The sequence below is a fragment of the Sphingopyxis sp. genome (assembly GCF_016463645.1).
Taxonomy (GTDB): Bacteria; Pseudomonadota; Alphaproteobacteria; order Sphingomonadales; family Sphingomonadaceae; genus Sphingopyxis.
Window position 1 is genome coordinate 32,658 of sequence record NZ_JAEMQX010000007.1, and the last position, 25,663, is coordinate 58,320.

The 25,663-nt window shown below is 64.8% G+C and carries 30 protein-coding genes; 7 read left to right on the top strand and 23 right to left on the bottom strand.

Annotation, left to right across the window (positions count from 1 at the left end):
* Positions 1-40: 40 nt before the first annotated feature.
* From JHC57_RS03520 to JHC57_RS03535, 4 genes are read right to left on the bottom strand one after another with little or no spacing between them, the layout of a single operon-like run.
* The gene (locus JHC57_RS03520; RefSeq protein WP_017499935.1) at positions 41-394 is read right to left on the bottom strand and encodes a TrbC/VirB2 family protein; all 354 of its coding nucleotides are present in this window, start codon (positions 392-394) and stop codon (positions 41-43) included.
* Entirely contained in the window at positions 391-1,413 is a 1,023-nt protein-coding gene (trbB, locus tag JHC57_RS03525) for a P-type conjugative transfer ATPase TrbB (protein WP_017499936.1), read from the bottom strand. The genes JHC57_RS03520 and trbB overlap by 4 nt, the downstream gene beginning before the upstream one ends.
* Positions 1,410-1,835: a hypothetical protein gene (locus tag JHC57_RS03530; RefSeq protein ID WP_017499937.1), complete on the bottom strand. Its 426-nt coding sequence runs from the start codon at positions 1,833-1,835 to the stop codon at positions 1,410-1,412. Before JHC57_RS03530 ends, trbB begins: the two co-directional genes overlap by 4 nt.
* A gap of 2 nt (positions 1,836-1,837) precedes the next feature.
* Positions 1,838-3,865, bottom strand: a complete 2,028-nt coding sequence (locus JHC57_RS03535) for a conjugal transfer protein TraG (protein WP_038292469.1) — start codon at positions 3,863-3,865, stop codon at positions 1,838-1,840.
* Between the two features lie 342 nt (positions 3,866-4,207).
* Here JHC57_RS03535 and JHC57_RS03540 point away from each other — a divergent pair, with 342 nt between their 5' ends.
* From JHC57_RS03540 to JHC57_RS03560, 5 genes are read left to right on the top strand one after another with little or no spacing between them, the layout of a single operon-like run.
* Positions 4,208-4,546, top strand: coding sequence for a hypothetical protein (locus tag JHC57_RS03540; RefSeq protein ID WP_017499939.1), 339 nt, complete (start codon positions 4,208-4,210; stop codon positions 4,544-4,546).
* A complete protein-coding gene (locus JHC57_RS03545) occupies positions 4,543-4,917 on the top strand; it encodes a helix-turn-helix transcriptional regulator (RefSeq protein ID WP_017499940.1) in 375 nt (124 codons plus the stop codon). The genes JHC57_RS03540 and JHC57_RS03545 overlap by 4 nt, the downstream gene beginning before the upstream one ends.
* Before the next feature lie 3 nt (positions 4,918-4,920).
* Positions 4,921-5,931: an ImmA/IrrE family metallo-endopeptidase gene (locus JHC57_RS03550; protein ID WP_017499941.1), complete on the top strand. Its 1,011-nt coding sequence runs from the start codon at positions 4,921-4,923 to the stop codon at positions 5,929-5,931.
* Between the two features lie 6 nt (positions 5,932-5,937).
* Positions 5,938-6,618, top strand: coding sequence for a C1 family peptidase (locus JHC57_RS03555; RefSeq protein ID WP_017499942.1), 681 nt, complete (start codon positions 5,938-5,940; stop codon positions 6,616-6,618).
* Positions 6,590-7,369 carry a hypothetical protein gene (locus tag JHC57_RS03560; protein WP_017499943.1) on the top strand — a complete coding sequence of 260 codons (780 nt, stop codon included), beginning with the start codon at positions 6,590-6,592 and terminating at the stop codon, positions 7,367-7,369. The genes JHC57_RS03555 and JHC57_RS03560 overlap by 29 nt, the downstream gene beginning before the upstream one ends.
* Here JHC57_RS03560 and JHC57_RS03565 read toward each other — a convergent pair.
* The 5 genes from JHC57_RS03565 to JHC57_RS03585 all read right to left on the bottom strand — a co-directional run bounded on the left by JHC57_RS03565 (position 7,336) and on the right by JHC57_RS03585 (position 12,589).
* The gene (locus JHC57_RS03565) at positions 7,336-8,040 is read right to left on the bottom strand and encodes a uracil-DNA glycosylase (RefSeq protein ID WP_017499944.1); all 705 of its coding nucleotides are present in this window, start codon (positions 8,038-8,040) and stop codon (positions 7,336-7,338) included. The genes JHC57_RS03560 and JHC57_RS03565 overlap by 34 nt on opposite strands.
* Positions 8,037-9,215 carry a nucleoside triphosphate pyrophosphohydrolase family protein gene (locus tag JHC57_RS03570; protein WP_017499945.1) on the bottom strand — a complete coding sequence of 393 codons (1,179 nt, stop codon included), beginning with the start codon at positions 9,213-9,215 and terminating at the stop codon, positions 8,037-8,039. Before JHC57_RS03570 ends, JHC57_RS03565 begins: the two co-directional genes overlap by 4 nt.
* Positions 9,212-9,412 carry a hypothetical protein gene (locus JHC57_RS03575; protein WP_017499946.1) on the bottom strand — a complete coding sequence of 67 codons (201 nt, stop codon included), beginning with the start codon at positions 9,410-9,412 and terminating at the stop codon, positions 9,212-9,214. The genes JHC57_RS03570 and JHC57_RS03575 overlap by 4 nt, the downstream gene beginning before the upstream one ends.
* Before the next feature lie 51 nt (positions 9,413-9,463).
* Positions 9,464-11,428 carry a relaxase/mobilization nuclease RlxS gene (gene rlxS, locus JHC57_RS03580; protein ID WP_017499947.1) on the bottom strand — a complete coding sequence of 655 codons (1,965 nt, stop codon included), beginning with the start codon at positions 11,426-11,428 and terminating at the stop codon, positions 9,464-9,466.
* A gap of 840 nt (positions 11,429-12,268) precedes the next feature.
* Complete coding sequence (locus tag JHC57_RS03585; RefSeq protein WP_017499949.1) at positions 12,269-12,589, bottom strand: DUF736 family protein; 321 nt, start codon at positions 12,587-12,589, stop codon at positions 12,269-12,271.
* A gap of 360 nt (positions 12,590-12,949) precedes the next feature.
* Here JHC57_RS03585 and JHC57_RS03590 point away from each other — a divergent pair, with 360 nt between their 5' ends.
* The gene (locus JHC57_RS03590; RefSeq protein ID WP_017499950.1) at positions 12,950-13,177 is read left to right on the top strand and encodes a hypothetical protein; all 228 of its coding nucleotides are present in this window, start codon (positions 12,950-12,952) and stop codon (positions 13,175-13,177) included.
* Between the two features lie 53 nt (positions 13,178-13,230).
* On the opposite strand, the gene JHC57_RS03595 is transcribed toward JHC57_RS03590, so the two are convergent.
* From JHC57_RS03595 to JHC57_RS03660, 14 genes are all read right to left on the bottom strand, one after another.
* Positions 13,231-13,734 (bottom strand): hypothetical protein, encoded by a 504-nt coding sequence (locus JHC57_RS03595; RefSeq protein ID WP_017499951.1) that lies wholly within the window; start codon positions 13,732-13,734, stop codon positions 13,231-13,233.
* Positions 13,727-14,194 (bottom strand): hypothetical protein, encoded by a 468-nt coding sequence (locus tag JHC57_RS03600; RefSeq protein ID WP_017499952.1) that lies wholly within the window; start codon positions 14,192-14,194, stop codon positions 13,727-13,729. Before JHC57_RS03600 ends, JHC57_RS03595 begins: the two co-directional genes overlap by 8 nt.
* Positions 14,195-14,304: 110 nt before the next feature.
* Complete coding sequence (locus tag JHC57_RS03605; protein ID WP_017499953.1) at positions 14,305-16,116, bottom strand: ParB N-terminal domain-containing protein; 1,812 nt, start codon at positions 16,114-16,116, stop codon at positions 14,305-14,307.
* A gap of 85 nt (positions 16,117-16,201) precedes the next feature.
* Positions 16,202-16,636: a DUF2958 domain-containing protein gene (locus JHC57_RS03610; protein WP_017499954.1), complete on the bottom strand. Its 435-nt coding sequence runs from the start codon at positions 16,634-16,636 to the stop codon at positions 16,202-16,204.
* Complete coding sequence (locus JHC57_RS03615) at positions 16,633-17,604, bottom strand: zincin-like metallopeptidase domain-containing protein (protein WP_017499955.1); 972 nt, start codon at positions 17,602-17,604, stop codon at positions 16,633-16,635. The genes JHC57_RS03610 and JHC57_RS03615 overlap by 4 nt, the downstream gene beginning before the upstream one ends.
* Before the next feature lie 515 nt (positions 17,605-18,119).
* Positions 18,120-18,563, bottom strand: a complete 444-nt coding sequence (locus JHC57_RS03620) for a hypothetical protein (RefSeq protein WP_136175471.1) — start codon at positions 18,561-18,563, stop codon at positions 18,120-18,122.
* Between the two features lie 66 nt (positions 18,564-18,629).
* Positions 18,630-19,271, bottom strand: coding sequence for a lytic transglycosylase domain-containing protein (locus JHC57_RS03625; RefSeq protein ID WP_017499957.1), 642 nt, complete (start codon positions 19,269-19,271; stop codon positions 18,630-18,632).
* Positions 19,259-19,780, bottom strand: a complete 522-nt coding sequence (locus tag JHC57_RS03630; RefSeq protein ID WP_017499958.1) for a S26 family signal peptidase — start codon at positions 19,778-19,780, stop codon at positions 19,259-19,261. The genes JHC57_RS03625 and JHC57_RS03630 overlap by 13 nt, the downstream gene beginning before the upstream one ends.
* A complete protein-coding gene (locus JHC57_RS03635; RefSeq protein WP_081095412.1) occupies positions 19,773-20,084 on the bottom strand; it encodes a helix-turn-helix domain-containing protein in 312 nt (103 codons plus the stop codon). The genes JHC57_RS03630 and JHC57_RS03635 overlap by 8 nt, the downstream gene beginning before the upstream one ends.
* 30 nt (positions 20,085-20,114) lie before the next feature.
* Positions 20,115-20,990: a phytanoyl-CoA dioxygenase family protein gene (locus JHC57_RS03640; RefSeq protein ID WP_038292484.1), complete on the bottom strand. Its 876-nt coding sequence runs from the start codon at positions 20,988-20,990 to the stop codon at positions 20,115-20,117.
* 11 nt (positions 20,991-21,001) lie between these two features.
* Positions 21,002-21,616, bottom strand: a complete 615-nt coding sequence (locus JHC57_RS03645; protein WP_017499961.1) for an acyl-homoserine-lactone synthase — start codon at positions 21,614-21,616, stop codon at positions 21,002-21,004.
* A 92-nt stretch (positions 21,617-21,708) separates the two neighbouring features.
* Positions 21,709-22,455, bottom strand: coding sequence for a LuxR family transcriptional regulator (locus JHC57_RS03650; RefSeq protein ID WP_017499962.1), 747 nt, complete (start codon positions 22,453-22,455; stop codon positions 21,709-21,711).
* Between the two features lie 86 nt (positions 22,456-22,541).
* Positions 22,542-22,868 (bottom strand): helix-turn-helix transcriptional regulator, encoded by a 327-nt coding sequence (locus tag JHC57_RS03655; RefSeq protein ID WP_017499963.1) that lies wholly within the window; start codon positions 22,866-22,868, stop codon positions 22,542-22,544.
* A 487-nt stretch (positions 22,869-23,355) separates the two neighbouring features.
* Positions 23,356-24,501, bottom strand: a complete 1,146-nt coding sequence (locus JHC57_RS03660; RefSeq protein WP_026108913.1) for a CaiB/BaiF CoA-transferase family protein — start codon at positions 24,499-24,501, stop codon at positions 23,356-23,358.
* Positions 24,502-24,581: 80 nt separating this feature from the next.
* Here JHC57_RS03660 and JHC57_RS03665 point away from each other — a divergent pair, with 80 nt between their 5' ends.
* Positions 24,582-25,583, top strand: coding sequence for a LysR family transcriptional regulator (locus tag JHC57_RS03665; RefSeq protein ID WP_017499965.1), 1,002 nt, complete (start codon positions 24,582-24,584; stop codon positions 25,581-25,583).
* Positions 25,584-25,663 lie beyond the last annotated feature (80 nt).

Genomic DNA, 25,663 nt, shown 5'->3' on the forward strand with positions numbered 1-25,663 from the left:
AACCCCTCGATATGGCTGGCGCCATAGGAATTTGGCGCGTTCACGAGATGAGCGCCCCGCCGCCGAAGCTGAAGAAGCTGAGGAAGAAGCTCGACGCCGCAAACGCGATCGACAGGCCGAAGATGATCTGGATGAGGCGCCGGAACCCGCCTGCCGTCTCGCCGAACGCGAGCGTCAAACCGGTGACGATGATGATGATCACCGCGACGATCTTGGCGACAGGACCCTGGACCGATTCGAGGACCTGCTGAAGCGGTTCCTCCCACGGCATGCCCGAGCCGGCGGCCTGCGCGGTGGCGGCGAGCGCAAGCCCGAGGCCGATGGCGGCGCCGGTGAGGAAGATGCTCCGACGATCGGGAATACGGGCAGGAATACGGGACAAGCGCATGGTCATTCTCCTTGGGGTTCGAGGGCGTGGTCGGGAGTAAGGTCGAGGACGGCGTAGCCGCCGTCGGGATCGAGGCCGGCGACGCGCGCGATCGTGTCGACGCGGCGCGCGAGGCCGCGCCCGGCGATGAACACGATCATGTCGATGGCGTCGGCGATCAGCCGGCGCGGAACGGTGACGACGCTTTCCTGCACGAGCTGCTCGAGCCGGTAGAGCGCCGACACTGCCGAATTGGCGTGGACGGTTGCGATGCCGCCCGGATGCCCGGTGTTCCAGGCTTTGAGCATGTCGAGCGCTTCGCGCCCGCGCACCTCGCCAACGACGATGCGATCGGGGCGGAGCCGCAATGTCGAGCGGACAAGATCAGCCATCGTGACGCCGCCGGCTCCGGCAGTGCCAATCGTACGCGTGCGCAGCCCCACCACGTCGGGCGCGGCGCATTGCAACTCACGCGTGTCTTCAATGATGATGACGCGTTCGTCGAGGTGCGCCATCTCGGCGAGCAGCGCGTTGGCAAGCGTCGTCTTGCCCGAACTGGTGCCACCCGCGACCAGGATGTTCTTGCGCTCGACCACGGCCATCGACAGCAGTCGCGCCGTGTCGGCGGGCATGATGCCGTCCCGCACATAGTCGAGCAAAGTGTAGATGCGCGCCGCGGGCTTGCGGATCGAGAAGCACGGCGCGAGGCTGACCGGCGGCAGGATACCCTCGAACCGCTCGCCCGCGCCTTCGCCGTGCGGTGGCAGCTCGGCTGACACGATCGGCGCATTGCCATGAACCTCTGTCCGTGCGTGGCTGGCAACCAGGCGGATGATCCGCTCGACCTGCGCGGGCTCATATTTGGTGCCGGTATCGATCCGGCCTTCGCCGAGTCGATCAAGGCGCAACACGCCGTCCGGGTTCACCATGATCTCGATGACCACCGGATCGGCCAGCGCTGCGGCGATGGTCGGCCCCATCGCGGTGCGCAGCATCGCGCGCCGACGCCCTGCGGAATTATCGGAGCCGAAAAGCGTGTCGCTCATCGCCCACCTCCATTGTCTTTCGCGGAGGCAGCAAGCGTGCGCTGGCCGCTGGCGAGCGCTTCGCCGACGCGGGCAATGAACGCCTCGAAGCGGTCTCGGCCGATCGCACGCGCCGCTTCGTCGGCTTCGGCCAAAGGGGCCTGCACCATCAGTTCATAGCGGATGAACAGCGCCAGGCTCTCGAGCAGCACATGCCCGTCACGCTCGACACGCCCCAGCGCGAGCGACATGCGATCGAGCCGCTGGCTGAACTTGTTCTCCAGCTCGCTCGCCGCCTGCCGGTTGAGCCAGGCGGTGAGCGCGTCGGTGAGGATCGCCGATTTGGACGCGCCGGGCTGGCTCGCCAGCGCCTCGAAGCGGTGGCTCAGATCTTCGGGCAGGAAGAGCTGGTAGCGGACGCGGTTGGGTTTGATCGCGGCCATTGTCAGAAGTCCGGCAGCATGTCGGCGCTGCGACCCTGATTGATCGCGTGAGCGCGGATCAGCGTGCCGGTGGCGCCGGCGCGGTCCATCGCGTGCTTGTCGGCGATCGTGTCGGTGTCGTCGCTGTCCAGGCCGAGCAGGTCGAGCTGCTTTGGCGGCTCGGGTTTTTTGGCGGGTTCTTCGCCGAGGCCGGGGTGGCGCTGCTGTTGCAAGCCGCCGTCCTCATCCGCCTTCGCATCGTCATCGGGCTTGCCGAGCCGGGTATCGGGCGCGCGGACCAGTCCGCTCCAGTCGTTGGGGCGTGCCTGCGGCCGGTCGGGATAGTCTCCGGGCGCGGGCTGCGGCGGCGGTGCGATCCGCTCGCGGAAATTGCGGTCCTCGTAATAGCGCAGCTTCCTCGCGCGGATCGGGGCCATGCCGGAGACAAGGACAAGCTCATCCTTGGGCGGGAGCTGCATCACCTCGCCGGTGGTCAGGAGTGGCCGGGCGGTCTCCTGCCGGCTGACCATGACGTGCGCCAGCCAGGGCGCGAGCCGGTGGCCGGCATAGTTGCGCATCGCGCGCTGTTCGGTGGCGATGCCGAGCGCGTCCGAAATCCGCCGCGCCGTGCGCTCGTCGTTGGTCGCAAACGCGACGCGGACATGGCAGTTGTCGAGGATCGAGTTGTGCTCGCCATAAGCCTTCTCGATCTGGTTCAAGGACTGCGCGATCAGGAAGGCGCGCACTCCATAGCCCGCGAGAAAGGCAAGACTGGTCTCGAAGAAGTCGAGCCGCCCCAATGCCGGGAACTCGTCGAGCATCATCAGGAGCTTGTGCTTGCCCGCCCTGGCGGGATCGGCATCGAGCTTTTCGGTGAGGCGGCGGCCGATCTGGTTGAGCACCAACCGCACCAGCGGCTTGGTGCGGCTGATGTCCGATGGCGGGATGACAAGGTAGAGCGAGACCGGATGGCCGGCCTCGACGAGATCGGCGATCCGCCAGTCGCAGCGCGATGTCACCGCGGCGACGGTCGGGTCGCGATAGAGCCCGAGAAACGACATTGCGGTGGAGAGGACGCCGCTGCGCTCGTTCTCGCTCTTGTTGAGCACCTCGCGCGCCGCCGAGGCGACGACGGGATGGATCTGCGGCGCATCCTTCGTGCCGAGGTGATTGGTGGTCATCATCCGCCGGAGCGTGGCGGTGAACGGCCGCTGCGGGTCCGACAGGAATGTGGCTACCCGTGCGAGCGTCTTTTCTTCCTCCGCATAAAGGACGTGGAGGATCGCGCCGACCAGGAGCGAATGGGAGGTTTTCTCCCAGTGGTTGCGCCGTTCGAGCGCGCCTTCGGGATCGACCAGGATGTCGGCGATGTTCTGGACGTCGCGGACCTCATGCTCGCCGCGCCGGACCTCCAGCAGCGGGTTGTATTTGGCGGAAGCGGGATCGGTCGGATTGAACAGCAGGACGTGGGAGAAGCGCGCGCGCCAGCCGGCGGTGAGCTGCCAGTTCTCGCCCTTGATGTCGTGAACCACGGCGCTGCCGGTCCAGCCAAGCAGTGTCGGTATGACCAGCCCGACGCCCTTGCCCGAACGGGTTGGCGCGAACGCCATGATATGTTCGGGGCCGTCATGCCGGAGATAGCGGCCGCGCGAGCGGCCCAGGAATACGCCGGCATCACCGTAAAGGCCGGCCCGCTCGATCTCGTTCGGCCTGGCCCAGCGCGCCGAACCATAGGTGGTGACGTGACGCGACTGCCGCGCGCGCCAGAGCGAGCCTGCGATCGCCGCGCCGCAGCCGATGAAACCGCTCGCGCCGGCGAGCGCGCCGGCCTTGTCGAAAACATGCGGCGCATAGGCATCGTAGTGATACCACCAGGGGAAGAGCGCCCAGGGACGATAGACCGGCGTGCTTCCAGCCATGAACCAGGCCGGACCAAGTTCGGGCTGGTAGGCGAGCATCGCCGCCGCCCATTGGGTCGCCGCCCAGAGGCCCGCGATCACGATTGCGAACACGACAAGGATCTGGCCGATGAGCAATTTGGTCGGGGTCACGTTGAAGCTCCCGCCCATACCGCCGGATGCGGTCGGGGCGCGGCTTCAAGACTCGGCTATGGGCCGCCCGAAATGAACGGAGCCGCTGGGGGCTGGTGGGTGACCGAAGGAGATCACTCGTCGGCGACTGACTCAATATTCCAGCTCTGTTCTTTTGATCGAGCTATGACCCGAGTTGATGATTCTGCCCTGTCGTTGTCCCTCGAGGTGGCACTGACCACCACACCGCACCGCCGATGACCCGCTACACCCTGCAAAAATCCGAGCTGCAAATTCGGGCTTGCGTGTCGGATTATCAGACATTATATCGCATTTAATGTAGTGAAATCGTGCGAGGCATGCATGGCGACAATCGCTCCTCCGCAGCCCGCGGCAACCGCGTTTCCCAAAGCCGACGCCATTAGGGCGTTGGTCGACGAACTGCTGCAAGTGGCCAGGGCTGAGGCACAGGTGCGCGGAATTGCCCTGCCTCCGGAAAACCCGAAGATCATCCAGGCGCCCGTGCCACTCGACTCCTTGTCCGTGGTCGACACGCTTTGCGCGGTGGAGCAGGTCCTCGACATCGAGCTTCGCGACAGCATCGTCCGCACCGGCGGCTACAATTCGATCGAGAAGGCGATTGACGACCTCCTCCCTAAGATCGAACGCGTCTGGGTTAAGAAGAAAGGGTCGAAGCCATGACCAATCTCGCACTCCGCCAGGAAGGCGACGAGCAGGAGCGGCGGCGCTTGGGCGACCGTCTGCGCGAAGCACGGAAATATCTCGGCCTCAAGCAGGAAGAAGTTGCTGCCTATCTCAAGATTCCCCGGACCGCGCTTACCGATATCGAGAATGGCCAGCGCCGCGTTGAAGCGATCGAACTGACGCGGCTTGCCCGTCTTTACCGCCAGTCGGTGGCCTATTTTACCGGCGAAGACGAGGCCTCCGCGAGCCTTCCCGCCGATGTCGCCCATCTGGCGCGACGCGTTGCGGCCTTGTCGACTGAGGACCGGGCCGAGCTGAGCCGGTTTGCCGAATATCTCCGCTCGCGGTCTGGCGGCGAACGGAGCTGATCGATGGCGTCGGATTATGCGAGCGCGGTTCGCGCTGGTACGATGGCAGCGGGCCGCCTGCATCGCGAACTCGATACGCGCGCACTGATCGAGACCCAAGGCGGCAGCGTCGATGTCTTCGGCGCGATCCATGCCGTGGGTCTACCCTTGCTGCTTCGTCCTCTGAAAGGCCTGCTCGGCGCCTATCTCAGCGCACCTGCTCCTGGCGTTCTCGTCACGACGGAACGACCGATGAGCATCCAGCGCTTCACGGCCGCGCACGAACTCGGGCATTTTTCGATGCGACACGAGCCGAGCCTCGACGATGAGAGCATCCTGCGCCGGATGCCGATGTCGCCCGAACCGGGAAACAACTTCGAGGAAACCGAAGCCGACGCCTTTGCGATCGCCTTCATGATGCCGAAATGGCTGGTGCTCGCGCACAGCGCGCGACAAGGATGGCAGATCGATCATTTCCGGCGCCCCAATGTCGTCTATCAGCTCTCGCTGCGGATCGGCGCCAGCTATGAGGCGACGTGCCGCACCCTGGTTCGCTACAATCTGATTTCGCCATCGGTGATGACCGACCTGCTCCGGACGCAGCCGCGCAGCCTGAAGGTCGATCTCCTCAAGGACTATCGGCCCGACAACTATCGCGGCGACGTCTGGCTGCTGACCGAGCGCGATGCCGGCTCGCGGATCGATGGCAGTCGCAATGATCTTTTCGTGCTGCAGCTCGAAGAACATAGCGGCGGTGGGTATCTCTGGGATCTCGACCAACTGATCGCCAGCGGCTTCGCCGTCGTTCGAGACGAGCGTGAGGCAATCGACGGCGATGGCATCGGTGGTCCCGTTGTCCGCCGTGTCACCGCGGCGCCCGATGCGCCGCGGCGCGGCCGCATGTCGCTCGACGAGCGGCGGCCGTGGCAGCCTGCGCCGGCCCTCACCAGCCTGACGCTCGATTTCGACCTCACCGGCCCGGAACAGACGGGCCTGTCGCGCGCCGAACGGCGGCACCTGCTCGAGGCCGCCTGACGCCCCATGATCGATATCGTCCGTGACCTTCGGCCGCTGTTCGGGCCTGCGCGCGATCAAGGCGCGCGGCCGACATGCCTCGCATTCGCCGCGAGCGACACCCACGCCGGGCTTCGCGACGGCTGGGCACCGCTGTCGTGTGAATTCGCCTTTTATGCCGCGCAGAAACGGGCGGGCAGACCGCCGACGAGCGGCGCACTGCTATCCACAATGCTGGACGCGCTACGGCTCGATGGCCAACCCGACGAGAAAGGCTGGCCGTATCTGGCAGCGGTTCCAGCCGATCATCGACTGTGGACGCCGCCGGCGACCGTTGGCCCGCTCTATGGCCGCAACGGACAGAGGGATGGAACCGACCTGTCATCCATCCTTGCCGCGCTGGATCGTGACACGCCGGTGCTCATGCTGACGATGCTGTCACGGTCTTTCTTCCAGCCGCGCGGTGATGGCGTCGTCGATCCGGCGAACGACGAACTCCCCGAGCCAGCGCAACGGCACGCGGTCGTCGCGGTCGGGCATGGAACCGTGGACGGCACCCCGGCCATTCTCATCCGCAACAGCTGGGGACCAGGTTGGGGCTTGGAAGGCCACGCCTGGCTTACTGAGCGCTTTCTAGCGCCGCGCCTTTTCGCCACGGCAAATTTGACGGAGGAAGTCGATGTATCTTCCCATACCGCCGCAGCCTGACTGCGTTGCTGGCTGGCGCGAGGCGGTCCGGCTCGTCGACCTCGCCACCGGACACCAGGCGCAGAATGTCGTCATCTCCGTGGCCGAGCCGACTGCGCGCGCAACACTCGCCGATCCCGTCGTGGCGGAAGTCGATGCCTTCCTTTCGGGCCATGGCAAGAAGCCCATCGAGACGGTCGCCAACACGATTTTTCCGGCAGCGCTGTACAGGCGCTACGGCGCGCCGCAATTCTTCGACCGGTTTCGCGACAACGTGCTGCCGAAGGTCCGGAGGTCGGGCGCTTGGTCGGGCTATTATTTCGAACGGATGATGGAATTGCCCCGCGCCGACGGCCAGCCAATCAATCAAATCTGGGGCATCGTCGAGCGCCTGCGCAACCCGAACGTCCGAGCGCTCAACAAATTCGAACTGCTGATCTTCGACCCCGCCCGCGACGTGAATGACTCGCCCTACGGCGGTCAGTGCCTGAGCTTTGCCAGTCTCAAGCTGATCGGCAAGGGCGACGATCGTCGCCTCGGCATGACCGCGCTCTACCGCAATCACTACTATATCGAAAAACTGCTCGGCAATCTGATCGGCCTCGGCCGTCTGCTCGAATTCATCGCCAAGGAAGGCGGGGTCGCGCTGGGTCCGCTCACGATCGTCTCGACCAACGCCACGGTCGACACCGCCAACTGGAACCGCGGCGATCTTAAGCAACTCTTTGAACGCTGCGATCAGGCGAGCGCACATCTCCGTGCTGCGGCGTGAGGCGCGCCCAACGGCAGTTCTAGCGGCTCATCGTTGTCATCCGCGACACCGTACAGGCTGAACATGCCCTCGATGAACTCGCGCTGCCCGCCGTAGCTCGGATGGCGGACCGCGGTGGTCGGAATGTCGAGACCGTCCAGCGCCAGGTGAGCGTCGCGCCCGATCGCGACGATCTGGCGGGGCCGGATCATTGACACGAGGGCTTGCAATATCGGCCAGGTCGCCTCGCGCTCGCTTCGCGTGTGGCATCGGTTCGACATCGGATCATCCGCTTCATGGGGATGGAACGGGAAAACGTTCCAGAGCATGACAGGCTGACCGATCCGCTCTAGCACACGCCAGACGATCGCCGCGGTGCGCTCCGCCACGGCGGGTCCCTGCGTCGCACGTTCAAATGCGATGCCGCCCATCAGCGTGCCGGCATGTCCGAGGTGAATTTCGTCGGTCAGCGGTACGCCCGTACGCCGCCCCCCGCGATAGCCGAGATCACGCGCGATCCAGATCGTTTCGACGCGATGATCAAGCGCCGCGGTGAGCAGCATTTCGAGATTGTCGCGGCGCCGGGCGGCGGCGTCGCTGCGGTCATGGACCGTGCAGCGATCGCGCCAGGGATTGAACACTGAGGGAAGTTCGGTCGCCGCCAGGGTGGACACAAAGGATTTCGGGGTCATGACGGCAATTCCTTGATACGCAGGCGGCGATTGGCGAAGTCGATCAGGACGCGGCCGCGCCGATGCTCCTGAAGGAAGCGGAAAGCCGTATAGCCCTGGAGGATCGCTTCCTCCCAAAGCCACAGCGGACAGCGTTCTGATTCGTAGCCGGCGACGAACTGGCGGACATGCTTCAGCATGTCCAGCGGAAGGCCACCGCGCTTCACGTTTTCAAAGTACCGGAGTTGCTGCGCTTGTCCGAAAATCCAGGAAGTTATGCCCTCTTCGATGAGAATCGCCCGAGCACCGTCTTCGGCGTCGTCGAGTTTCGGATCGCTCTTGCGCTTGAGACGGAGCAGCGCACGCAGCACTGGCGACCAGCCAAGCACCGCGACATAAGCGTAGTGAAAGACATCGTGGAAACGATAGTCGTCGGGTTCGAGCGCGTTGTCGGTGAGCCGGTCGCCGACATACACACCGCTTGAGCGTTGATACACGAATGTCTGCCCGCGAACGGTGCGTTCATAGACGTCGATCGCCATCCGCCGCGGCAATTGCTCTTCTGGGTCGAGCGCCGCATCGGTCGGCGCCGGATAGATGCGCTCGCGCGGCCAGCGATCGAAGATCTTGTGAAGATTCTTCACGGCGGCAGCCTCGATGGTAACACCGGATTCGTTTGCCGCCTGGATCAACCGGCGCATGACCGCGACCAGCCGGCCCGCGAGTGCTTCGCGGTCCTTCGCAAGACCGCCCGCCTGGAAATCGTTGATGAGCAGCCCAACGTCGCCTGCCAGCGCGAGCAGGCTATGCTCGAACTGCGGCATCGGTGCCTTGGCAAGCGGAATGTGCTGCGGCTGCAGCGCATGGAAACTGAGCGTTTCGTTGCCGCCCGTCTGCCATTGTCCGCCGTTTGTCGCCGCGGCGGCAGCGATGTCGCTGAGCGCCATGCGGCTGCGCCGTGCGATCGCCGCCAGATACCAAAGGACGTCACCAAGCTCTTCCGCGACGGCGTGAGCGTAACCCAGGTAGGAGGCATCGTCGCGCTGCTTTTTCTTGGCCTCACTGAGCAAGCTGCCGACTTCGCCGAAAAGGCCAAGCATCGAGAAGCCCAGTGCGCGGCCACCGCTGCGTTGATCAGTCCGCGCGGCCTGCTTCGCATAATCCGCAACAGTGAGAGCTTCGAAATCCTCGCTCATCGCCTGCCCTTCCGGCGATCCGATATCGCGTCTGCGGGGACGCTCACGCCATAGGCTTCAAGTGCCCGCAGTACGATCATCCGGATCGGCTCGCGGGAATCGAGCGACCGTTGACCGAGATCGCGTTTCGTAACGGCAGGAATCTGCACCTGAAGATGCTCGTCGCCGACATCGGTTTGCGCTGCGATATTTTTCATGAATCCATGAAAACATAATTTCATGAAAATAGAAAGCCCGAATCCTCCGGATCAGGAGACGCTCGGCCCGCTGCGCTGCCGCCCGAGTGTCCAGTTGATCCCGCCGTCGCGCATGATGCCCGAGACCGATTTACCGACATGGCGATCGAGAACAGAGCGCCACGGCACCAGCGTGAAATCGCGCGACCGTTCGATGAGCGCATGGCGACCACTCGTCATCTCGACTGCGCGCACGAGCCTGCCTTGAACAGCCTCCCCCTCTCTGGCCTCGGCGAACGGAACGCCTAACTTGTCGGAGAGCTGGCGGGCGACACGCAGCAATTCTCGCCGCTGGAGCGCGGCGAGCATCCCTCGCCGATAGACCGTCTGCCCATCCTGTTCGTCTGCAAGCTGTTCGGTGATCAGCCATTGCCGTCGCATCGCCTGCGCTGAACGAACCTCGTGCCCGAACCCAGCATCGCGCACTGGCACCGGCGCTTCGGCGACCAGCTCGCGATCGAGCCAGGTCGCGGCATCGGTTCCCGGTAATTTGTCGAGCGGGATCGCCGACAGGGTTTCAATGGCAACGGGGTGGTCGCGGAACTGCATGGCTTCGAACCTCTCGACCCTGGCGAGATGGTCCGGCGCGATGATCCAGCTTCCGTCGGGCTCGCGCTCGACGACGCCCGAGATTTTTCGCATCGCTTCAAGCCGCCGGACATGCGTTTCGGCGAAGCGTTCGCTGGCGGTCGGATCGTGCTTCAGATGGGCGTCGATCGAATAGCGCCCGCCGTTCGCCGCCGCGATCTCGTCGATCGTCCGATCGACGGCGCGAATGCCGCCCTCGCGTGGCGCGATCCGGACGATGGCATTTTCGGGGATCGTGTCGACCAGCTCGCCCTTGCCGATCTCGGCATAATGGGTGCGCCCGTCGATGCCGTCGACCAGCAGATAATGACGGTCTTCATGTTCGTCGGCGAGCCCGCGCATCACGACGCGGCCGATGATCGGCGTCGCCTCCTTCGCGACCGGGTCGTAGATGACGCGATCGACCGCAGCACGATCGAGCTTCCGCGCGGTCAGCTCGCGCTGCATGGTGCGGATGATGTCGCCGCGCTCGCCGATCTGGCGCAGTGTGTTCGCAAGGTCGGGCTCAAGCCGCCAGGTGCCGTTGCCGACATGCGAGGCGAGTCCCATGCGCCCGAGTTTCTGCAGGCGACCGACGCGAAGCGATTGCTGGAAGGGATCGCCATCGCTCGCGCTGACCAGCCGCGCGGTATCCATGTCGCGGATCAGCCGTCTGTCGATCGCGGTCAGCCGCTCGGCACCCGTATCGCTGCGAAGCCGCTCTTCGATTTCAAGGTCGGTGCGCGGCCCCAGGTCGAGGTTGACGATCTCGATCGCCCGCTGCCGGCTCCCGTGCGAGATATACTCGCGCGCGATCAGCAGATTCTCACCCCGATCGTTTACGCCGCGCACCACGATATGCGTGTGCGGATGGCCGGTATTGAAATGGTCGACCGCCACCCAATCGAGCTTTGTCCCAAGATCCTGCTCCATCTGCGTCATCAGCCGGCGCACGAACGGCTTCAAGTCGGGATACTGGTCGGCGTCCTCGGCCGACACGATGAACCGGAACTGGCGGCGGTCGCCGTCACACCGTTCGAGGAACGCCTTGCCATCGGCGACGTCGCTGTCGGGCGAGTAGAGCGCACCAGCCTCGCCCTCACGGGTCACGCCGTCGCGCTGAATATAGCGAAGGTGCGCCTTCGCACCGCCCATGCCTTTCCCGCCAAGGCCGACAGGCCGTATCTTGACGATCACGCGGCGCGACCGGAACGCGCCCAATCGGTCGCGCGATCTGAGCACCCGCGCAACACTCGCGCCGCGCCCGATCCGGCTGCCGTCGAAACGGCCGCGCCTGCCCGTTTTCATGCCGGCCCGCTTTGCCGCTTTCACGACGCGGCTCAGGTAGCGCTGCTCCTTGCCCCGGCCGCGCATCCGGCCCAGCTGCGGTTCGAACTCATCATCGCGCATAGCGGCGTCCTTCCATGCCGGAATGACGCTCCCCGCCGATAAGAATGGCGCGTCCTCGCCAGAGCGCAAGGAGTCTCGCGATTGGGATCGGAAAAGCCCAGAAAACCGCCACTCCTGGTAACCCTGTCTCGCACTCAAAGGGCGAGTCTCGCAAAAGCCTTCAAAAAACGATGTGCAGACAAACACTTACAAAATCGCGAGATTTTGCCTCTATCTTGCCATCGAGCCCGACTGCCACCTGCCGCCCCAGACGCCCGCTTTGCCTTCCCGCCTTCCCGATCAAAAAAGGGGAGCGGCGCCATGCGGCACCACTCCCGCGAACCTGCCCCTTCAACAGCGCATCGCCTTATTGCCAGCCTGCCTGTTCGGCCTGACGCAGCGCCCGATTGCACCGCTTCAGCCTCTTCTCAGCGGCCCTTAATTCGGCTTCGATCTGCCGCCGTTCTCCCGCGTCATCGCACCATGAAAGCTCCGCGCGAAGCTCCTCGATCTGTTGTTCAACCGACATCTCATCCTCCTGATACAAGCGAAAGATGAGCCATCGCCCGGCGGGGAGCGGGCGGGGTCAACCACCGCGCAGCGGCCGCGAAGCGGGCGACGGGGGAGCCGATTTTCTCGTCGCCGGAGTGGAGCGAAGCGGAACGCAGGTGGCGTGAAAATTGGGGGAACCGTCGATGGTTGAGGCGGTCCGTTCGCCGCCGGATACTCGGTGCTTGCTGAGCGGATTTCTTCCTCTCTGCAGGCCCGCAAGCGCGTTCCGGTGCAGGAAAAGGCCCACGCCAAGCCCTCAAGGCATGAGGAAAGCCCCGCGCCGGGTGACCGGCGCGGGGCCGATCCGGCTCAGTCGCCGGGGTTCCAGATAACGGCGAACGCGTCGTCGTCGTCCTGCCCGGCGGCGCGGCCGAGATTGGCGTAGAGGGTGCGGCCGCCAAGTTCGGGGGCCGACATGGCGAGGCGGACATATTCGCGCTGGCTCACCTCGCCGGTGCGGATCCAGCCGCCGCCCAGTTCGACGCCGTTCGACAGCACGCGGTAGTCGGGCTGGTCCCCGGTCTTACTGCGGTTGGGGATGATGGCGATCTCGGCATTGACCGAAAGCGTCTTCAAGGCGCCCCGGAACGAACCGTCGTTCTGGCGCTGGACATGACCGATTGAGGGCATTTCTCGTCTCCTTGCACATTCGCCCGACCCGATGCCGGGCGATGGGCGGACCGAAGGGACGGCCCTTGAGCGCGCTGCGAACCGCAGGCCGAAGCGAAGCGGAGGACCGGAAGCGCGGGGCTGATTTGGAGCGAAGCGGCCGCGAGGAGCGCCGCCAAAGCGGCGCGGGGAAATCAGTTCCGCGCGATGGTTTCGCGAGGCGCGCGGCCGTCCCAGGTCATGCGCCCAAGGAGCCGGCGACGGGTTGGTGAGACACGAAAGGACGAGATGCGCGCGCGGACAGGAAGCCCAGTCCGGCGTCTTTCCGGGAAGCCATGATTGCTTTCGCGGCCACGAGGCCGCGGCTATAGCCTCACGGCGATGAACGAAGGAACGACGATTGCGGGGCAGATCGAACGGCTGATCGTGCGGCTGGACGGCGCGGCGGTGTGCGATGCCTGCGTGACTGACCGGCTCAACCTGTCGGTTACCGCACAGGCCAATGTCGTCACCTGCGCGCTCGGCGGCACGCGCGGATTCGAGCGGCAGAAGGACGAATGCACGTTATGCGGAAGCGCCCGGACGGTGATCCGCCGCACCGCCCGGTAGGTCAGGCGGCAGGGGTTTTCGGCACGCGAGCGCGCAGTGCGGCGCGATTTGGGCTAGTTGCCGTCGCCCGCGAGCGCGCGCGACAGCGCCTCGTTGGTCGCGTCGATCTCGATGCGGTCTGCGAAAATCGCGCACCAGCCGCCACCGAACTCCCCGATGCGGGGCTTGGAACAGGTCATGGCCCATTCAAAGCCGATCGGCCCCTTGGCGAGCGTTTCGGGGCAACATCGCTGGATCACCACCGCGATGGCAGCGGCATCGAAATCGTCCATGCTGGCGAAACACACGATCCGCGCGGATGGATCGTCGGGGCAGGTTTCAGCGATGAAATCGGCTCCGATGGTGGGAAATTCGGGATCGTTGAACGCCTCGCGAAACCCGCTCCACCGCGCGTTCGCATCGTCCGGCGGAAAGGCTGCGAGCAGCGCCGCGCTCGGCGGATCGGGCGCGTCGTCATTCGCTAGCGCGTAGCCAGCGTTTGCGACTTCCTCGATCAGCGCGCACTCGGCGGCGGTGCAGCGAAAGGCGAAGCTGCCCTGAATCCAGATGTCAGCCATTGCTCGCCTCCTCCCGTTCGGGCGTGATGACAAGCGGGGGCACCGCGAAGTCGGCCGCATCGAAATGCGCGATGATCGCCGCATAGCTGCCCAATCGCTCGGCGGTGCAGCGCCCCATGAGGATATAGTCGTCCTCGTCGGCAGCGTAGCTTTGCGGTTCGCCGCTGCCGGTGAACACGGTGCGTTCCGCACCCCACTGGCAGGCATAGGCGCCCGACCAGCGCGCGAAGAAAAGCCCATGCGCGATGCAGAAGGCTTCGAGTCCCTCGAACCGCCCCCAGGCGACCTCGTGCGCCATGAGCGCCAAGGGCTCGCCCTCGGGCAGATCGCCGAGCGCGAAGGGTTCGCCGTCCCATTCGGTGGACAGCCCTTCGTTCGCGATGGCCTCGGCGAAGGCGGGAAGCTGGCTGGCGGGGAGCGTCCCGCCGATGGTGATGGATGCCGAAACACGGTCGGCCATGACAAGTCTCCTGTCTGAAATCCGCGCCGCGAGGGCCGCTTGCGGCCGAGCGGCGCGGCGATTTTATGGGGGACGGAACGGGCGGCGGGTGCGCCGCCGCCCGTCCAGTTTCATGCGGCTTCGCGCTCGGGCTGTTCCTGCGGCTCGGCCTTGGCAGGGGCCGGAAGCGCAATCACCGCGCCGGGGCCGGTCGGTTCCGGCTCGCGGTCGGGGCGCGCCGCGAGCACCTTGGCATGAGCCGCGACGGTGCCGACGCCGCCGCGCGCCGTATAGGTAGCGGGCGGGAACGCCATCCATTTCGGCACCCAACCCTCGACCTTGGGCCGCCCGTTCGCACCCTCCAGATGGTCGCGGACGATGCGCTTCAAGACCTTGCCCGGTTCCTTCGCATTGGCGGCGGCGACAGGTTCGCCCGCCACCTCGGCGACGATGCGGGTCAGCACCTCCTTGTCGCGGACACACTCGAAAAAGGCGTCGTCGGCCTGCCAGTAGCGGGCCATATCGACGCCGATCTCGCCGCCGACCGCCTCGATGGCGGCGCTGCCGCTGGCGAGCGTTTCGCCCATGACGATGACGATCACGTCCATTACGGCGCGGTCGGGCACGTCGAGCAAGCGCAGGAACACGCCGACCAGTCCGAAGTCGTCGCCGTTGCCGCCTGTGACGGTCGGTTCCTCGGGCGAGAAGCCGAGAAGGTCCAATACGGCGCGGCGCTTCGCGTCGAAGTCGGTTTCCGCGCGGCAAGTTTCGACGCTTTCGCGCACATCGTCGTTGCGCGCGGTCTGCGGCTCGGGCTTGACCGTCCACAGTGGCGACCCGACGATGACATGGGCGACCATCAAGCGCAGCGCGACCTTGGGATGACGGGTCAGCGAGGCGCGGACAGCGGCATGACGGTGCAGGTTGATATAGGTCTGCATCGTGCTCGTCACTTCGGGGCGCGGCACTTTGGGGCCGGTTTCGATTGCCTCGCCGCGTTCGAGCCGCTTGGCCTCCTTGCTCGTCACATAGCCTTCGTGGACCTCGACCTCGCCGCTTTCGCGCACATCTATATACACGCGCCCGCCCTTGCGCTTGGGTGCCTTGGCGAACTCATAGCGGTAGAAATATTCGCCGGGCGGGACGATCACCACGTCGAACCATCCGGCATCCAGATAGTCCTCCTTGCGCGCGTCGATTACGGCGTTCTGCGCGGTCCAGAACGCGTCGGCATCTGCAAAATAGCGGTCTTCGCCGAACAGATCGGCGACGATCGCAAGGCCGCTCGCATCGACGTCGAACAGGGCATGTTCGACCTTGATCGACTGCCCGCCGAACAGCCATGCCTTCAATTGCTGGCCGGTCGGGCAATAGGCGTCGTCATCGTCGTAGAGCGCCAGCCATGCCTTCTGCTGCTGCTTGCTCGCCAGCGTCAGATGCCGGACGGTCGCCGCGTTGATCTTCTCCTTGCGGTAAAGATCGCGGATGCGCGGAAGCAGGTTGCCGAGCGCTAGGATACGCTTCACGCCAAGCTCGGGAATGCCGAACGTCGCGGAGATATCCGCAATGTCGCGGCCCTCCTTGACCAGCCGTGCGAAGGTTTCCCATCGCGTCACCTCGTCGGGATCGAGCCGGGTGTTCTCGAGAAGCGATGCCTCGATGGCGTCGGCGTCGTCCCCGGCGTCGAGGATGGCGACGGGAAGCGGGCCGTGGTCGATGCCCTCGACAAGCGCGATGGCGTTCGCCGTCCAGCGCCGCCGCCCGGCGACGATTTCGTGGACGCCATTATCGTTGCCCGCCTGCGGGCGCACGATCAGCGGCACGATGACACCGCGCTTGCGGATCGAGGGCAGAATGTCGCCCACGTCCGGGGGCTTGGGTCCGTGCCGCATGTTCACCTTGGACGGAACCAGCTTGCTATGGTCGATAAAGTCGAGTTTCATTGGTCTGCTCCTTCTGGAGCGCCGGTCCCGTTTGTCTTGCTGGATGGGCGGGACCGGCACTCAATGCGGCGAAACGCGCCGCGCGTCATCCGGCCCCTCGATCATCAAGAGGCGGCGGAAGCTCGTTGCCGTTCCGGCTATCGGTGATGCGGCGAAGTTCGGCTTCGGCCAGAACGATTGCACCCATGCGCCGCGCGGTATCGGACCATAGCGAAAGCGGGGCCAGCGGCTCGAAATGCTCGTCGCGCTCGATGAACAGGCCGAAGGGCAAGCGGACGCCCGCAATCTCGGTAAGCGAGAACACGCCCATTTCCGGGCATCCGAACCCCAAGTCGGCGAGGCCGAACAGCGTGTCTCCATCGTCGTAAAGCTCGGTGGCGATCCACGTCGCCGCGCCGACCGGATTGAAGAATTTGACCACCGGGAACGGGTCGAACCGTTCGTCGCGCTGCTCGTGGAGGCGGCTGGCGCGCGCATTCGCGCGCAGCGCCGAAAGGATCGCATGGGGGAGCGTAATCATGCCGCTTCCCTCCCTTCGTCCTGCGTCTCGGCGTAGCGGGCAAGCAGCCAATCGGCGGCCTTGCTCGCCTGACTGGCCGCGCGAAAGATCGCGCGATTGTCCTCGCGCAGCACGTCGAGCCATGATGCCAGATAATCGGCGTGACGAACGGTCGGCACGATGCCGAGCGCGGCGCAAAGGAAGGCCGATCCCATCTCGGCGATCAATTCTTCGCGCGCATAGTCCTTGCTGCCGAACGCATTGCGCAGATTGCGATTGAGGCGCGACGGGTGGCCGCTGGCATGACAGAGTTCGTGCAGCGCCGTCCGGTAGAAATTGATCTGTTCGTGGAAGGCCGGTTGCGGGGGCACCTGCACATAGTCGGCGCTCGGGACATAGTAGGCCTTGTCCCCACCGATGCGGAAATCGACGCCCGATGCCGCAATGACCGCTTCGGCGATCGGCACGACTTGGCGTTCGGGAAGCGGTGCGGGGTCGGTGGCAAGGCCGGGGCGCAAGCCTTCGCACTGTGCGACGTTGAACACGGTGAAGCGTTTGAGGAACGGCACCGCGCGGGCTTCGCCGCCGGTCTGGCGCGCGCGTTCCTTCTCGGCTTCGGGGGTGAAGCGGTCGGCATAGACAACCCTTGTCCCGCGCTCGCCTTTCCTGACATTGCCGCCCGCCTCCAAGGCTTGGCGGAAGGTCAGCCACGATTGCGACGGATAGCCGTTCTCGATCACTGCTCCCCACAGGATCAGGACATTGACGCCGCTGTAATTGCGGCTGGTGAGCCCGTTGCGCGGGAGGCCGGGGGCGGCGGAGAAGCCTTGACCATTGGGGCGGCCCCAAGGCTGGACCCAAGGGAAGCGGCCCGCCTCAAGTTCGGAAACAATGCGGCCCGTCACCTCGTCGTAAAGATTGGCGCGCTCCGCCGGGGGCTGGCGTTTGCTGCCCTCTGCGCGCGCGCGTTGGCTGCCGGTCTGGTGCATGGCTATCCTCCAATGCCGCCCCAAAAACCCCAGGGCCTCCCCCGGAGCGGGGGTGGGCGGCGAATTGCGACCTGCCGGGCGCGGCCAGGAGGCGGTCCGCACCCGCAGGGCCGAAATGCAATGGAGGAGCCGGACCCGAGCGCAGTCGAAGGCCGGCTTGCGGGACGCCGGGCCGGGCCCAGAAGGGAGCGCCGCCCACCCGCGCGACGAGGGGAAGGCCCAACGAAAAATGCCGCCGCGCCGGTCAGGCGCGGCGACGACAGGCCGGAGCAAGGCTCCGGCATCCCGCCAGTCCGATCGTCACCTTTGGCCGGGACGCGCGAAGCGTGGCCCGGTGGAGCTTGGCGAACGGATGTGAGCCTAGCGGAATAGAGCGGCGGTCGCGCCGCAGGCGCGAGGCGCCTGAAAACCCGGATGCGTCAGGTCAGACCCTGCCGTCTTGAAGCACTCTCGTCGTGGTCGCCATGCGCGCGGTGACACGAGGAGCGAGCACTCGGCCCACTGGCCCCAACAGATCAACCGTGCAGCGGGGATCCGTTCGAACCGGTGCAAGCGGTCATCGCGGGCAACAGGCTCATCATGGCGGCACCGGCGATGATGATCGCGCCGACCGCCGCGGCGATGCCGGTCGCGGTCGGCCCCGCACCGCCGAGCTGCATCAGGCTGGAGACGACACTGCCGCCGGCGATCCCGGCGGGCACGGCGAAGAGAAGCGCGATCGCTCCGCGAAGCGGAACGGGCAACCGCGACGCGATGAGCATGCGTCCGATCAGCAAGACCGCGACGCCGACGACGAGGCCGAGAAGCAGACCGAGCAACGGCCCCAGTTCGCCACCCCCCGCCCACAGAAATGCGGCCGCACCGAGCCCGACCGGGAGTGCGAAGACGGCGAGCCGGAACATCGCCCAGGCGAAGAGGACGATGCCGGTGGCGGACAGGATCAGACCGAGCAACATCACGACCAACTCCATAGGCTCGGAACATAGCAGAAACACGATTCGGCATGAAGCCCCGATCGGCTCGCACTATGGGCGGTCTGGCGCGTTCTTCTCGGGCGACGTCGATCGCAGCGCGACGAACAGCGTGGCCGCACCGGCTTCGCTCCGGCCGGCAGGGGGCCGGTCGCCGATCGCGAAGAAGATGGCATTGACGGTACGCGGCGTTGCACTGGCGGCCGTGACAGCCGACCGGGAATTGACGGGCACTCCGGCGACGCTCGCGAGATAGGCGCGGGTCTCACCGGGCAGCGCGCGGCCGGTCCGCACGTGCTCGGCATAGCGTGCCGGTCCCGCGTTATAGGCTGCGAACAGTCCGGGATAACCGAAGCGGTCATACATCAGACGAAGATAGAGCGTCCCCGCCAATATGTTGTCGCGCGGGCTATGGGGATCACGTCCGAGCCCGAGCCGCGCGCGCATTTCGGACCAGGTGCCGGGCATGAGCTGCATCAGTCCCATCGCGCCGGCGTGGCTGGTAATCGGGCGCCCGTCCAGCACCGTGCGCCCGCCGCTCTCGGCGCGCATGACGCGCTCGATCCATTCTACCGGCACGCCGAAACGCGCCGAGGCTGCCTCGATATAGGGCCGCCAGTGAACGACCGACTGCGCGTCAGCCGGTGCCGCCGCCAGCAGCGCCAGGGCGGTGATGGCGACCCTCAGCCCAGCCACAGCAGTCGCACCTCGCCGATGACGTCGCCGCGCGATGTCGGTCCGAAATAACGCCCATCGAACGAATCCGGGCTGTCCATCAGCAGGAACAATGCGCCCGAACGCAACATCACGCAGCCATTCCACCACGGCATCGGACGGTCGCGGCCATCGGCTTCGCGGCGTTCGGCCACCGGGTGGCCGTTGACATAGATCTCCCGCCCGCGCGCACAGACGCGATCGCCGGGCGCGGCCGCGACGCGCTTGACCAGCGGGATATTGATCGGAATGTAGCGCCGCTCGGCGGCGAGCCGGCGCCAGCGGTCGGGCACCCGGACCAGCACCATGTCGCCCGATGCGATGTCCTGCCGTCCGCTGACGGCATAGAGACCGATCGGCGCGCTGGCCGATGCGTTCCAGACCAGCCACGGCGTTGGCGGCAGCGCGATCGTGGTCGCCAGCGCGGCCGCGCCGAGACCGATCAGCGCGGTGGGTTTAGCCGGCAGACGGGAGGGTAGCAGCCTAGCCATTGCCTCCCTCCCGCATGTTCGCGCGCGACCAGGCCTCGATATCGTCGATATGGTAGCGCCAGACGGTGCCATGCTTTCGGCACGGCGGGCCGCGCCGCTCCCGGCGCATCTTCTTGAGCGTGTCCCCCGCGAGACCGAGATGGAACGCGGCCTGCTTGGTTGTCAGAAACGGGCAATGCTCGCGTGCCCGCCGAGCGCGCTCCGCGGCCGACGACGCCGTGGCTCCACCGTCCACAGCGGATGAATCCGCCTCGATCCGTGTTCGCGCGCCGCCGCCTGCTTCGGGGTTTGGATCGTGTGTCATGAGTGCAGCGCCCGGTCCGACGAACCCGCGTTACCCGCCGATCAGGCCCGCACGCGCGGCTTCCTGTTCGGCGACATAGGCATCCAGCATGTCGGCCTGGCCGGGGAGCAGCGCGTCGATCGCAGGGAGGCCGTCGATATCGTCCCGGTGAAGCAGCACGGACGGGCACTGGCCTTCGACATTGCCGAGATTGGGGCGATGCTGGGCATAGCCGATGAGCGCGGCCAGATCGGGATCGAACGCTCGAGCGATGGCGGGCGGATAGACGAGATACTGATTCTCGAACGTCCGCAGCCATCCGAGGCAATAGGAGGTGATGACCGCGCGGCGCACATGATCGGACTGGTTAGCGCCGGCACCATGCAGGATCGATCCGAGGAACAGCAGCGCGGAGCCGGGTGGCATTTCGGCGGCGACCGGACGTGCATCGCCCGGTTGCGATGCCGCATCGTGATGGCTGCCCGGCCAGACCAGCGTCGCGCCACTCTCCAGCGTGAACGGATCGATCGGCCAGATGACGTTGATCTGATAGTGCATCCCGGTCTTGACGCCGCCCCAGAGATCCTGGTCGCGGTGCGGCACCTGCGCGAGCGCGCCGGGATGGATTTCGATCGCCTGGGTGAGGTTGAGAACGATACGATCGCACCATTCCCCGAGCACCGTTTCGGCGATACCGCGGATGATCGGGTGCAGCACAAGGCCGGCGATATGCCGTGAACGCCGCAACAACGCGCCAAAGCGCTTGGTGCGGGCTCCGTAGAATCCGCCTTCGCAAAAGGGCGTGGCGACGAAGCGCGGTGCGAGTTCGGCTTCGAGCGCGGTGATTAGCTCGGTCGGCACGGCGTTATCGACAATGACATAACCGTCGGCGAGCAGCATCGCGGCGAGGCGGGCGGGGTCGTGCATCGCCATTCCCTTCACGCGGCTCTTGCCGCCGCATCGGGAGTGATCGCACCCGGTACATAGATGCCGTTCGACGCCAGCAGCGCAGGCGTACCGGCGCAGATCTCGATGCGGAACGCTCCAAGGAACGCGCCATCGATGCGGCGCGCGGGGCCGAGCGGCGCTGCGCGCCAGCCCATCGCCAAAACCTCCTCGCGAAAAGCAGCGGTCACGACGCCGGTTAGCATGGTGATTCCGCTGCCGAGCGCATGATCGACCATCGCCGAGATGAGCCGGTTGCGGACACGCAGGCGTCCGGGGGCGCCCAATCGTTGCGGCAGGCAAAGTCGCGTAATCTCGCGAACCTGCTCCCCCCGGGGCGCATCGCACTCGCAGAGCGACGCGAAACGATCGGCGAGAAGATGTGCGCCCTCTGTCGATAGCAGCCGCATCGACCCCTGGTGAATGCAGCCATCGTCGGTGGCGATCAGATAGACCGCCTTGTCGCCGTCATAGCTGTCGATTTCATAGCGGCCGCCGACGACCGGAACATCCCAGCCCAGCAGATCGACGAACAGGGTCTTGCGGTCCTCGAACATCGAGGCGGCGCGCGCATCGGTAAGCGAGCACCCTTTGACAATATGGATCATGGCAGTAGCTCCCGTTCAAATTGAACAGTCGCGAAGGGAGCAGAGATGAAGGGCTCAAACAGTCGTCAATATTGAGGATGCGGCGATCCCGCTCAGAACCGCGGGACGATCTCCTCGATGCAGACGATTCCGCAGGCGAGCGCGATCGCCGGGAGCTGCGCGCGGGAATAGATTCCGAAATGTTCGCGCAGGTCACGCATGTAGGTGCGCACTGTCGTCGGGGCGATGTTCATCATGATCCCGATCTCGACGTCGCTCTTGCCCATCGCCGCCAAGCGAAAGCATTCGAGCCGCTTTGGGCTGAGATGGGGTAATTTCAGCGGGCGCGCCGGAAAGCCGTGCAAGCGCCGCGCCTCGGTAAACGCCTCGCTCGCCATCAGCGTCGCGATCCGGCAGATATGCGATGGCGGCAATTGCCCGTCGCGCGTTGCGAACGTACAGCATCCGGGCGGCTCGCCGGCGACGCCAATCGGAACGGTGAGGCCGTTGCGCAGGCCATGACGCGCGGCTTCGCGCACGATGCGCGCCTGTCGCCGCGTGAAGCCGCCCAGCAGTCGCTCCATTTCGTGCCAGCAGAACGCCCGGCTTGTCGAGCGCGCCGCGAGCAAGGCGGGATCGTCGCGGTAATAGCCTTCGGCGACGAAAACGTCGCCCCAGCTCTGGAAATTGTCCATGCGGAAATATCGCCCACCGGGCTGAAAGAAGGCCATGCTCTGGACGATCGCGAGCCATGGGAGGCCGAGCTGGCGTGCGGCGGCCTCGCTGCAACTGAACAGCTCGCGATCACTGTTCGCGCGCCTGGCCTGCTTAATATAGGCATCGAGGTCGCGAAACGGCACCGAGGGGCACTCCTTTCGACGCGCGCGTTGCGGGCGCGTCTATCGGGCGCGTGGTTCCAGCCCACGCGCGTGCAGCCCCCGATGATTTACTTGGTCTTGCTCGGCCGCCCCGTCGGCTTGTGCGGATGGCGCCGGAGCGTCACCGCCGGGCGCGCCAGTATCGCGCCGATTTCCAGTTCGTCGTCCGAAACGATCGAGATCGATATCCGGCCGGACAAGAGATAGACGGCATTAACGCCGAGTGCCTTCGCGAGCCGCTCCATTGCTTTCAGCGTCGGGCTCGACCGGCCATTTTCGATCGCACTCAGATAAGAGCTGCTCGTGCCCGCATCATGGGCGAGCGCTTCTTGCGTGATGCGCATCGCAAGCCGCAATTTCCTGAGATTCAAACTGAAGGACTTCGACGCATCCATAAGGGCGTAAGTTCACGCCCTGCGACCATTACTCCACACTGGATACAGGTTGGAGTTATTATCTATATTATTACGTTTTTACAAATATTTAAATGAGATTCCCGAACAACGCGCACTCAACTCTGATGCGGATTCTCAGGCGCGCCAAAAGACCGCATTCGGACGGTCGAATCGGTCGATGACCGAAGCCCTCACGCCAGGACATTGGCCGTGGACGCCGCAGTGGAAATCCCATCGGCGTCGTCACATCCGGGGCGAGCATTGATTTCAAGCGCCGAGCGAATCACGATGCGAACAACGTCCCGTGGACACGTCCGCAATCGCCGTTCCGGCGTGGCGTACAGGAATCATCGGATAGTTTGACGTGCCTGTGTGTCGTTGTCTCCTTTGATTTGAATGCAGCGCAGCGAAGCGGAGCGTCGCATTGGTTCATAGTTATGAAATCACCGTTCGTGTCGGGCCGCTGGCCGCCCACCATGCCAACCGACTACTCGCAACAGTCGGTTCTGGCGGTAATCCCGCAGCGGTCCGGTTTGCTCCAGCCCCGCCGAATTGTACTCGGATCTTCATGATGCAGCGGGATCGGTCCGGGGATCGGTAGTGACGAGCCCGAAAAACGTGGCGCCGGCATTGCCTGGAGGATATTGTCGATCTCCCGATAGACGCCTCGCGCTGCCATATGAGGATGGCGCGCCGCTTCGTCCGGATCAAGCACGGGGGCAAAGCAGGCATCGCTGCCTTCCAGCAGTGTGCGCCATTCTTCCCGTGTCCGCATGGCGAATATCTCGCTAAAACGCTGCTTGAGCTCGGGCCAGGCATCACGATCATAGCCGTCGTCAAAACTGCTATCGCCGGCCAACCCCAGCTTTTTGCAAAGCAGCGCATAGAACTTGGGCTCGAGTGATCCGACTGAGATGAAATTCCCGTCGGCGCACCGATAGGTCGAGTACCAGTGAGGGCCGTCAAGGATGCTGCAGCCGCGTATGCTGGCAACCTGGCCGGCGGCCTTCAGGCTCAGGAGCAAGTTCATCATGTGAGCGCTCCCATCGACGATCGCGGCGTCAACCACTTGCCCATTCCCGGTATCCCGCGCGTGCATTGCCGCTGCGAGGACGCCGATGGCCAAATAGAGCGCTCCACCCCCAATATCGCCTACCAGGCTTGGCGGCGCCATTGGCGGTTCACCGGGATGCCCAGCATACCAAAGGGCTCCTGACAGCGCGATATAGTTGATGTCATGGCCGGCCGCTTGGGCGAGAGGTCCCTGCTGCCCCCAACCCGTCATGCGACCGAATACAAGGCGGGGGTTACGCGCTAGGCAAACCTCGGGACCAAGGCCGAGCCTCTCCATCACCCCAGGCCGCATGCCTTCGATCAGTACATCGCCCCTTTGGACGAGATCCAGGACATGCGCGACGCCTTCGGGGGACTTCAGATCCAAGGCAATTACACGTTTCCCGCGGTTCACAATGGCGCCGCTGCCAAGATCGATATTTTCGGAGTTAGGGCTTACGCGTTCAATGACGACGACATCGGCGCCAAGGTCGGCCAACAGCATTCCGCAAAACGGCGCCGGGCCGATGCCCGCAATTTCGAGTATTTTGAGGCCTGCAAGCGGACCAGTTTTCGTCATTCAGGCATACCTGCGTCTGAGACCTTGGCGCTTTGATCCAGGCCGTTTCGCCGCTCCAGATTTCGAGACGGGTTGCAGTCGTGCTGGGCGGCAGTGTCGAAAGTAAGATTGGCAAAATGACCTTGATTCGCCTAATTCATTCTCTGGAGCAATTATTCCTGTGGGGCATGTCCATGCTCGATTCTCGCCTCAAGCATGCCGTCGCGGTTGGTCAGCTTCGTTCCTTCTCCAGGGCAGCGGATGCGGTTGGTGTCACGCAGTCGGCGGTGACCAAGAGTGTCGCTGAACTCGAACGGCATCTTGGCTATTCCCTTTTCCATCGGACCTCACGGGGCGCGATGCCGACAGAGGAGGGACGCGAATTTATTGATCGCGCAGCGCGCTTGCTTGCCGACGCAGCTGAACTACTCGGAGATACAGCCCGCCGCGCCGACGCCTATGCGGGCCCGCTTCGAATCGGACTGTTCCCAGGGTCAATCGACTGGTTGCTCACCCAACCTCTGGTTTCTTTGCTGCGGCGCCATCCGGCAGTGCGCGTCGAAGTCGTTTCGGGCAACAGCGAAAGGGGCGTGCGACTCCTGTCGCGCGGCGATATCGATGTCGCCTTTGGACTTGAAGCGGCCTTTGCACGCTGGCCGGAATTCAAGTGCGAGCGGGTCGCCTCGATCGAAATACTGCCTTTTGTGCGGAACAATCATCCCATTCTGGGGATAAACCCGACCAGCAAGGAGCCGCTGGTCCAGTTCGAATTCGTAGTGCCCTCATCTTCCGAACCCTACACATCGATCATTCAGCAGATGTACGAAAAAAGCGGTAAGCGTCCCGCTGACTGGATCCACATGACAGACTATTTTCAATTGGTTCGACGGATCGTTGCCACATCCGATGCTATCGGGATGGTTGCAAAACAGTTCACCGAGAACTCATGGTTTCGCGCCAATTTCGTGGCCTTGGAGGGAATCGGTTTATTCGATCCATTGACGCTTTGTTATGCTGTGCGTAGCCGCTGGCAGGTAAAACCGGCTGGCCGTGCGCTCGTCAGCCTTGTTCGTCAGGCATGGCGCACCGCATCATCGGATTAACGGCAAGGGGGCGGGGTGCGATCGGAAATCCGCTGCATCCGTCGCGATCAGCTAGAGCATTTCGCGCAGAAGTGGGAACC

Bases quoted from the DNA above. Each gene is read 5' to 3' on its own strand.
- JHC57_RS03520 (WP_017499935.1), bottom strand. From the start codon at position 394: ATGACCATGCGCTTGTCCCGTATTCCTGCCCGTATTCCCGATCGTCGG.
- JHC57_RS03615 (WP_017499955.1), bottom strand. From the start codon at position 17,604: ATGCACCAGACCGGCAGCCAACGCGCGCGCGCAGAGGGCAGCAAACGC.
- JHC57_RS03610 (WP_017499954.1), bottom strand. From the start codon at position 16,636: ATGATTACGCTCCCCCATGCGATCCTTTCGGCGCTGCGCGCGAATGCG.
- JHC57_RS03590 (WP_017499950.1), top strand. From the start codon at position 12,950: ATGAACGAAGGAACGACGATTGCGGGGCAGATCGAACGGCTGATCGTG.
- JHC57_RS03530 (WP_017499937.1), bottom strand. From the start codon at position 1,835: ATGGCCGCGATCAAACCCAACCGCGTCCGCTACCAGCTCTTCCTGCCC.
- JHC57_RS03570 (WP_017499945.1), bottom strand. From the start codon at position 9,215: ATGAGCGAGGATTTCGAAGCTCTCACTGTTGCGGATTATGCGAAGCAG.
- JHC57_RS03640 (WP_038292484.1), bottom strand. From the start codon at position 20,990: ATGCACGACCCCGCCCGCCTCGCCGCGATGCTGCTCGCCGACGGTTAT.
- JHC57_RS03635 (WP_081095412.1), bottom strand. From the start codon at position 20,084: ATGACACACGATCCAAACCCCGAAGCAGGCGGCGGCGCGCGAACACGG.
- JHC57_RS03600 (WP_017499952.1), bottom strand. From the start codon at position 14,194: ATGGCCGACCGTGTTTCGGCATCCATCACCATCGGCGGGACGCTCCCC.
- JHC57_RS03560 (WP_017499943.1), top strand. From the start codon at position 6,590: ATGTATCTTCCCATACCGCCGCAGCCTGACTGCGTTGCTGGCTGGCGC.
- JHC57_RS03540 (WP_017499939.1), top strand. From the start codon at position 4,208: ATGGCGACAATCGCTCCTCCGCAGCCCGCGGCAACCGCGTTTCCCAAA.
- JHC57_RS03545 (WP_017499940.1), top strand. From the start codon at position 4,543: ATGACCAATCTCGCACTCCGCCAGGAAGGCGACGAGCAGGAGCGGCGG.
- rlxS (WP_017499947.1), bottom strand. From the start codon at position 11,428: ATGCGCGATGATGAGTTCGAACCGCAGCTGGGCCGGATGCGCGGCCGG.
- JHC57_RS03630 (WP_017499958.1), bottom strand. From the start codon at position 19,780: ATGGCTAGGCTGCTACCCTCCCGTCTGCCGGCTAAACCCACCGCGCTG.
- JHC57_RS03565 (WP_017499944.1), bottom strand. From the start codon at position 8,040: ATGACCCCGAAATCCTTTGTGTCCACCCTGGCGGCGACCGAACTTCCC.
- JHC57_RS03555 (WP_017499942.1), top strand. From the start codon at position 5,938: ATGATCGATATCGTCCGTGACCTTCGGCCGCTGTTCGGGCCTGCGCGC.
- JHC57_RS03585 (WP_017499949.1), bottom strand. From the start codon at position 12,589: ATGCCCTCAATCGGTCATGTCCAGCGCCAGAACGACGGTTCGTTCCGG.
- JHC57_RS03660 (WP_026108913.1), bottom strand. From the start codon at position 24,501: ATGACGAAAACTGGTCCGCTTGCAGGCCTCAAAATACTCGAAATTGCG.
- JHC57_RS03550 (WP_017499941.1), top strand. From the start codon at position 4,921: ATGGCGTCGGATTATGCGAGCGCGGTTCGCGCTGGTACGATGGCAGCG.
- trbB (WP_017499936.1), bottom strand. From the start codon at position 1,413: ATGAGCGACACGCTTTTCGGCTCCGATAATTCCGCAGGGCGTCGGCGC.
- JHC57_RS03575 (WP_017499946.1), bottom strand. From the start codon at position 9,412: ATGAAAAATATCGCAGCGCAAACCGATGTCGGCGACGAGCATCTTCAG.
- JHC57_RS03645 (WP_017499961.1), bottom strand. From the start codon at position 21,616: ATGATCCATATTGTCAAAGGGTGCTCGCTTACCGATGCGCGCGCCGCC.
- JHC57_RS03655 (WP_017499963.1), bottom strand. From the start codon at position 22,868: ATGGATGCGTCGAAGTCCTTCAGTTTGAATCTCAGGAAATTGCGGCTT.
- JHC57_RS03595 (WP_017499951.1), bottom strand. From the start codon at position 13,734: ATGGCTGACATCTGGATTCAGGGCAGCTTCGCCTTTCGCTGCACCGCC.
- JHC57_RS03605 (WP_017499953.1), bottom strand. From the start codon at position 16,116: ATGAAACTCGACTTTATCGACCATAGCAAGCTGGTTCCGTCCAAGGTG.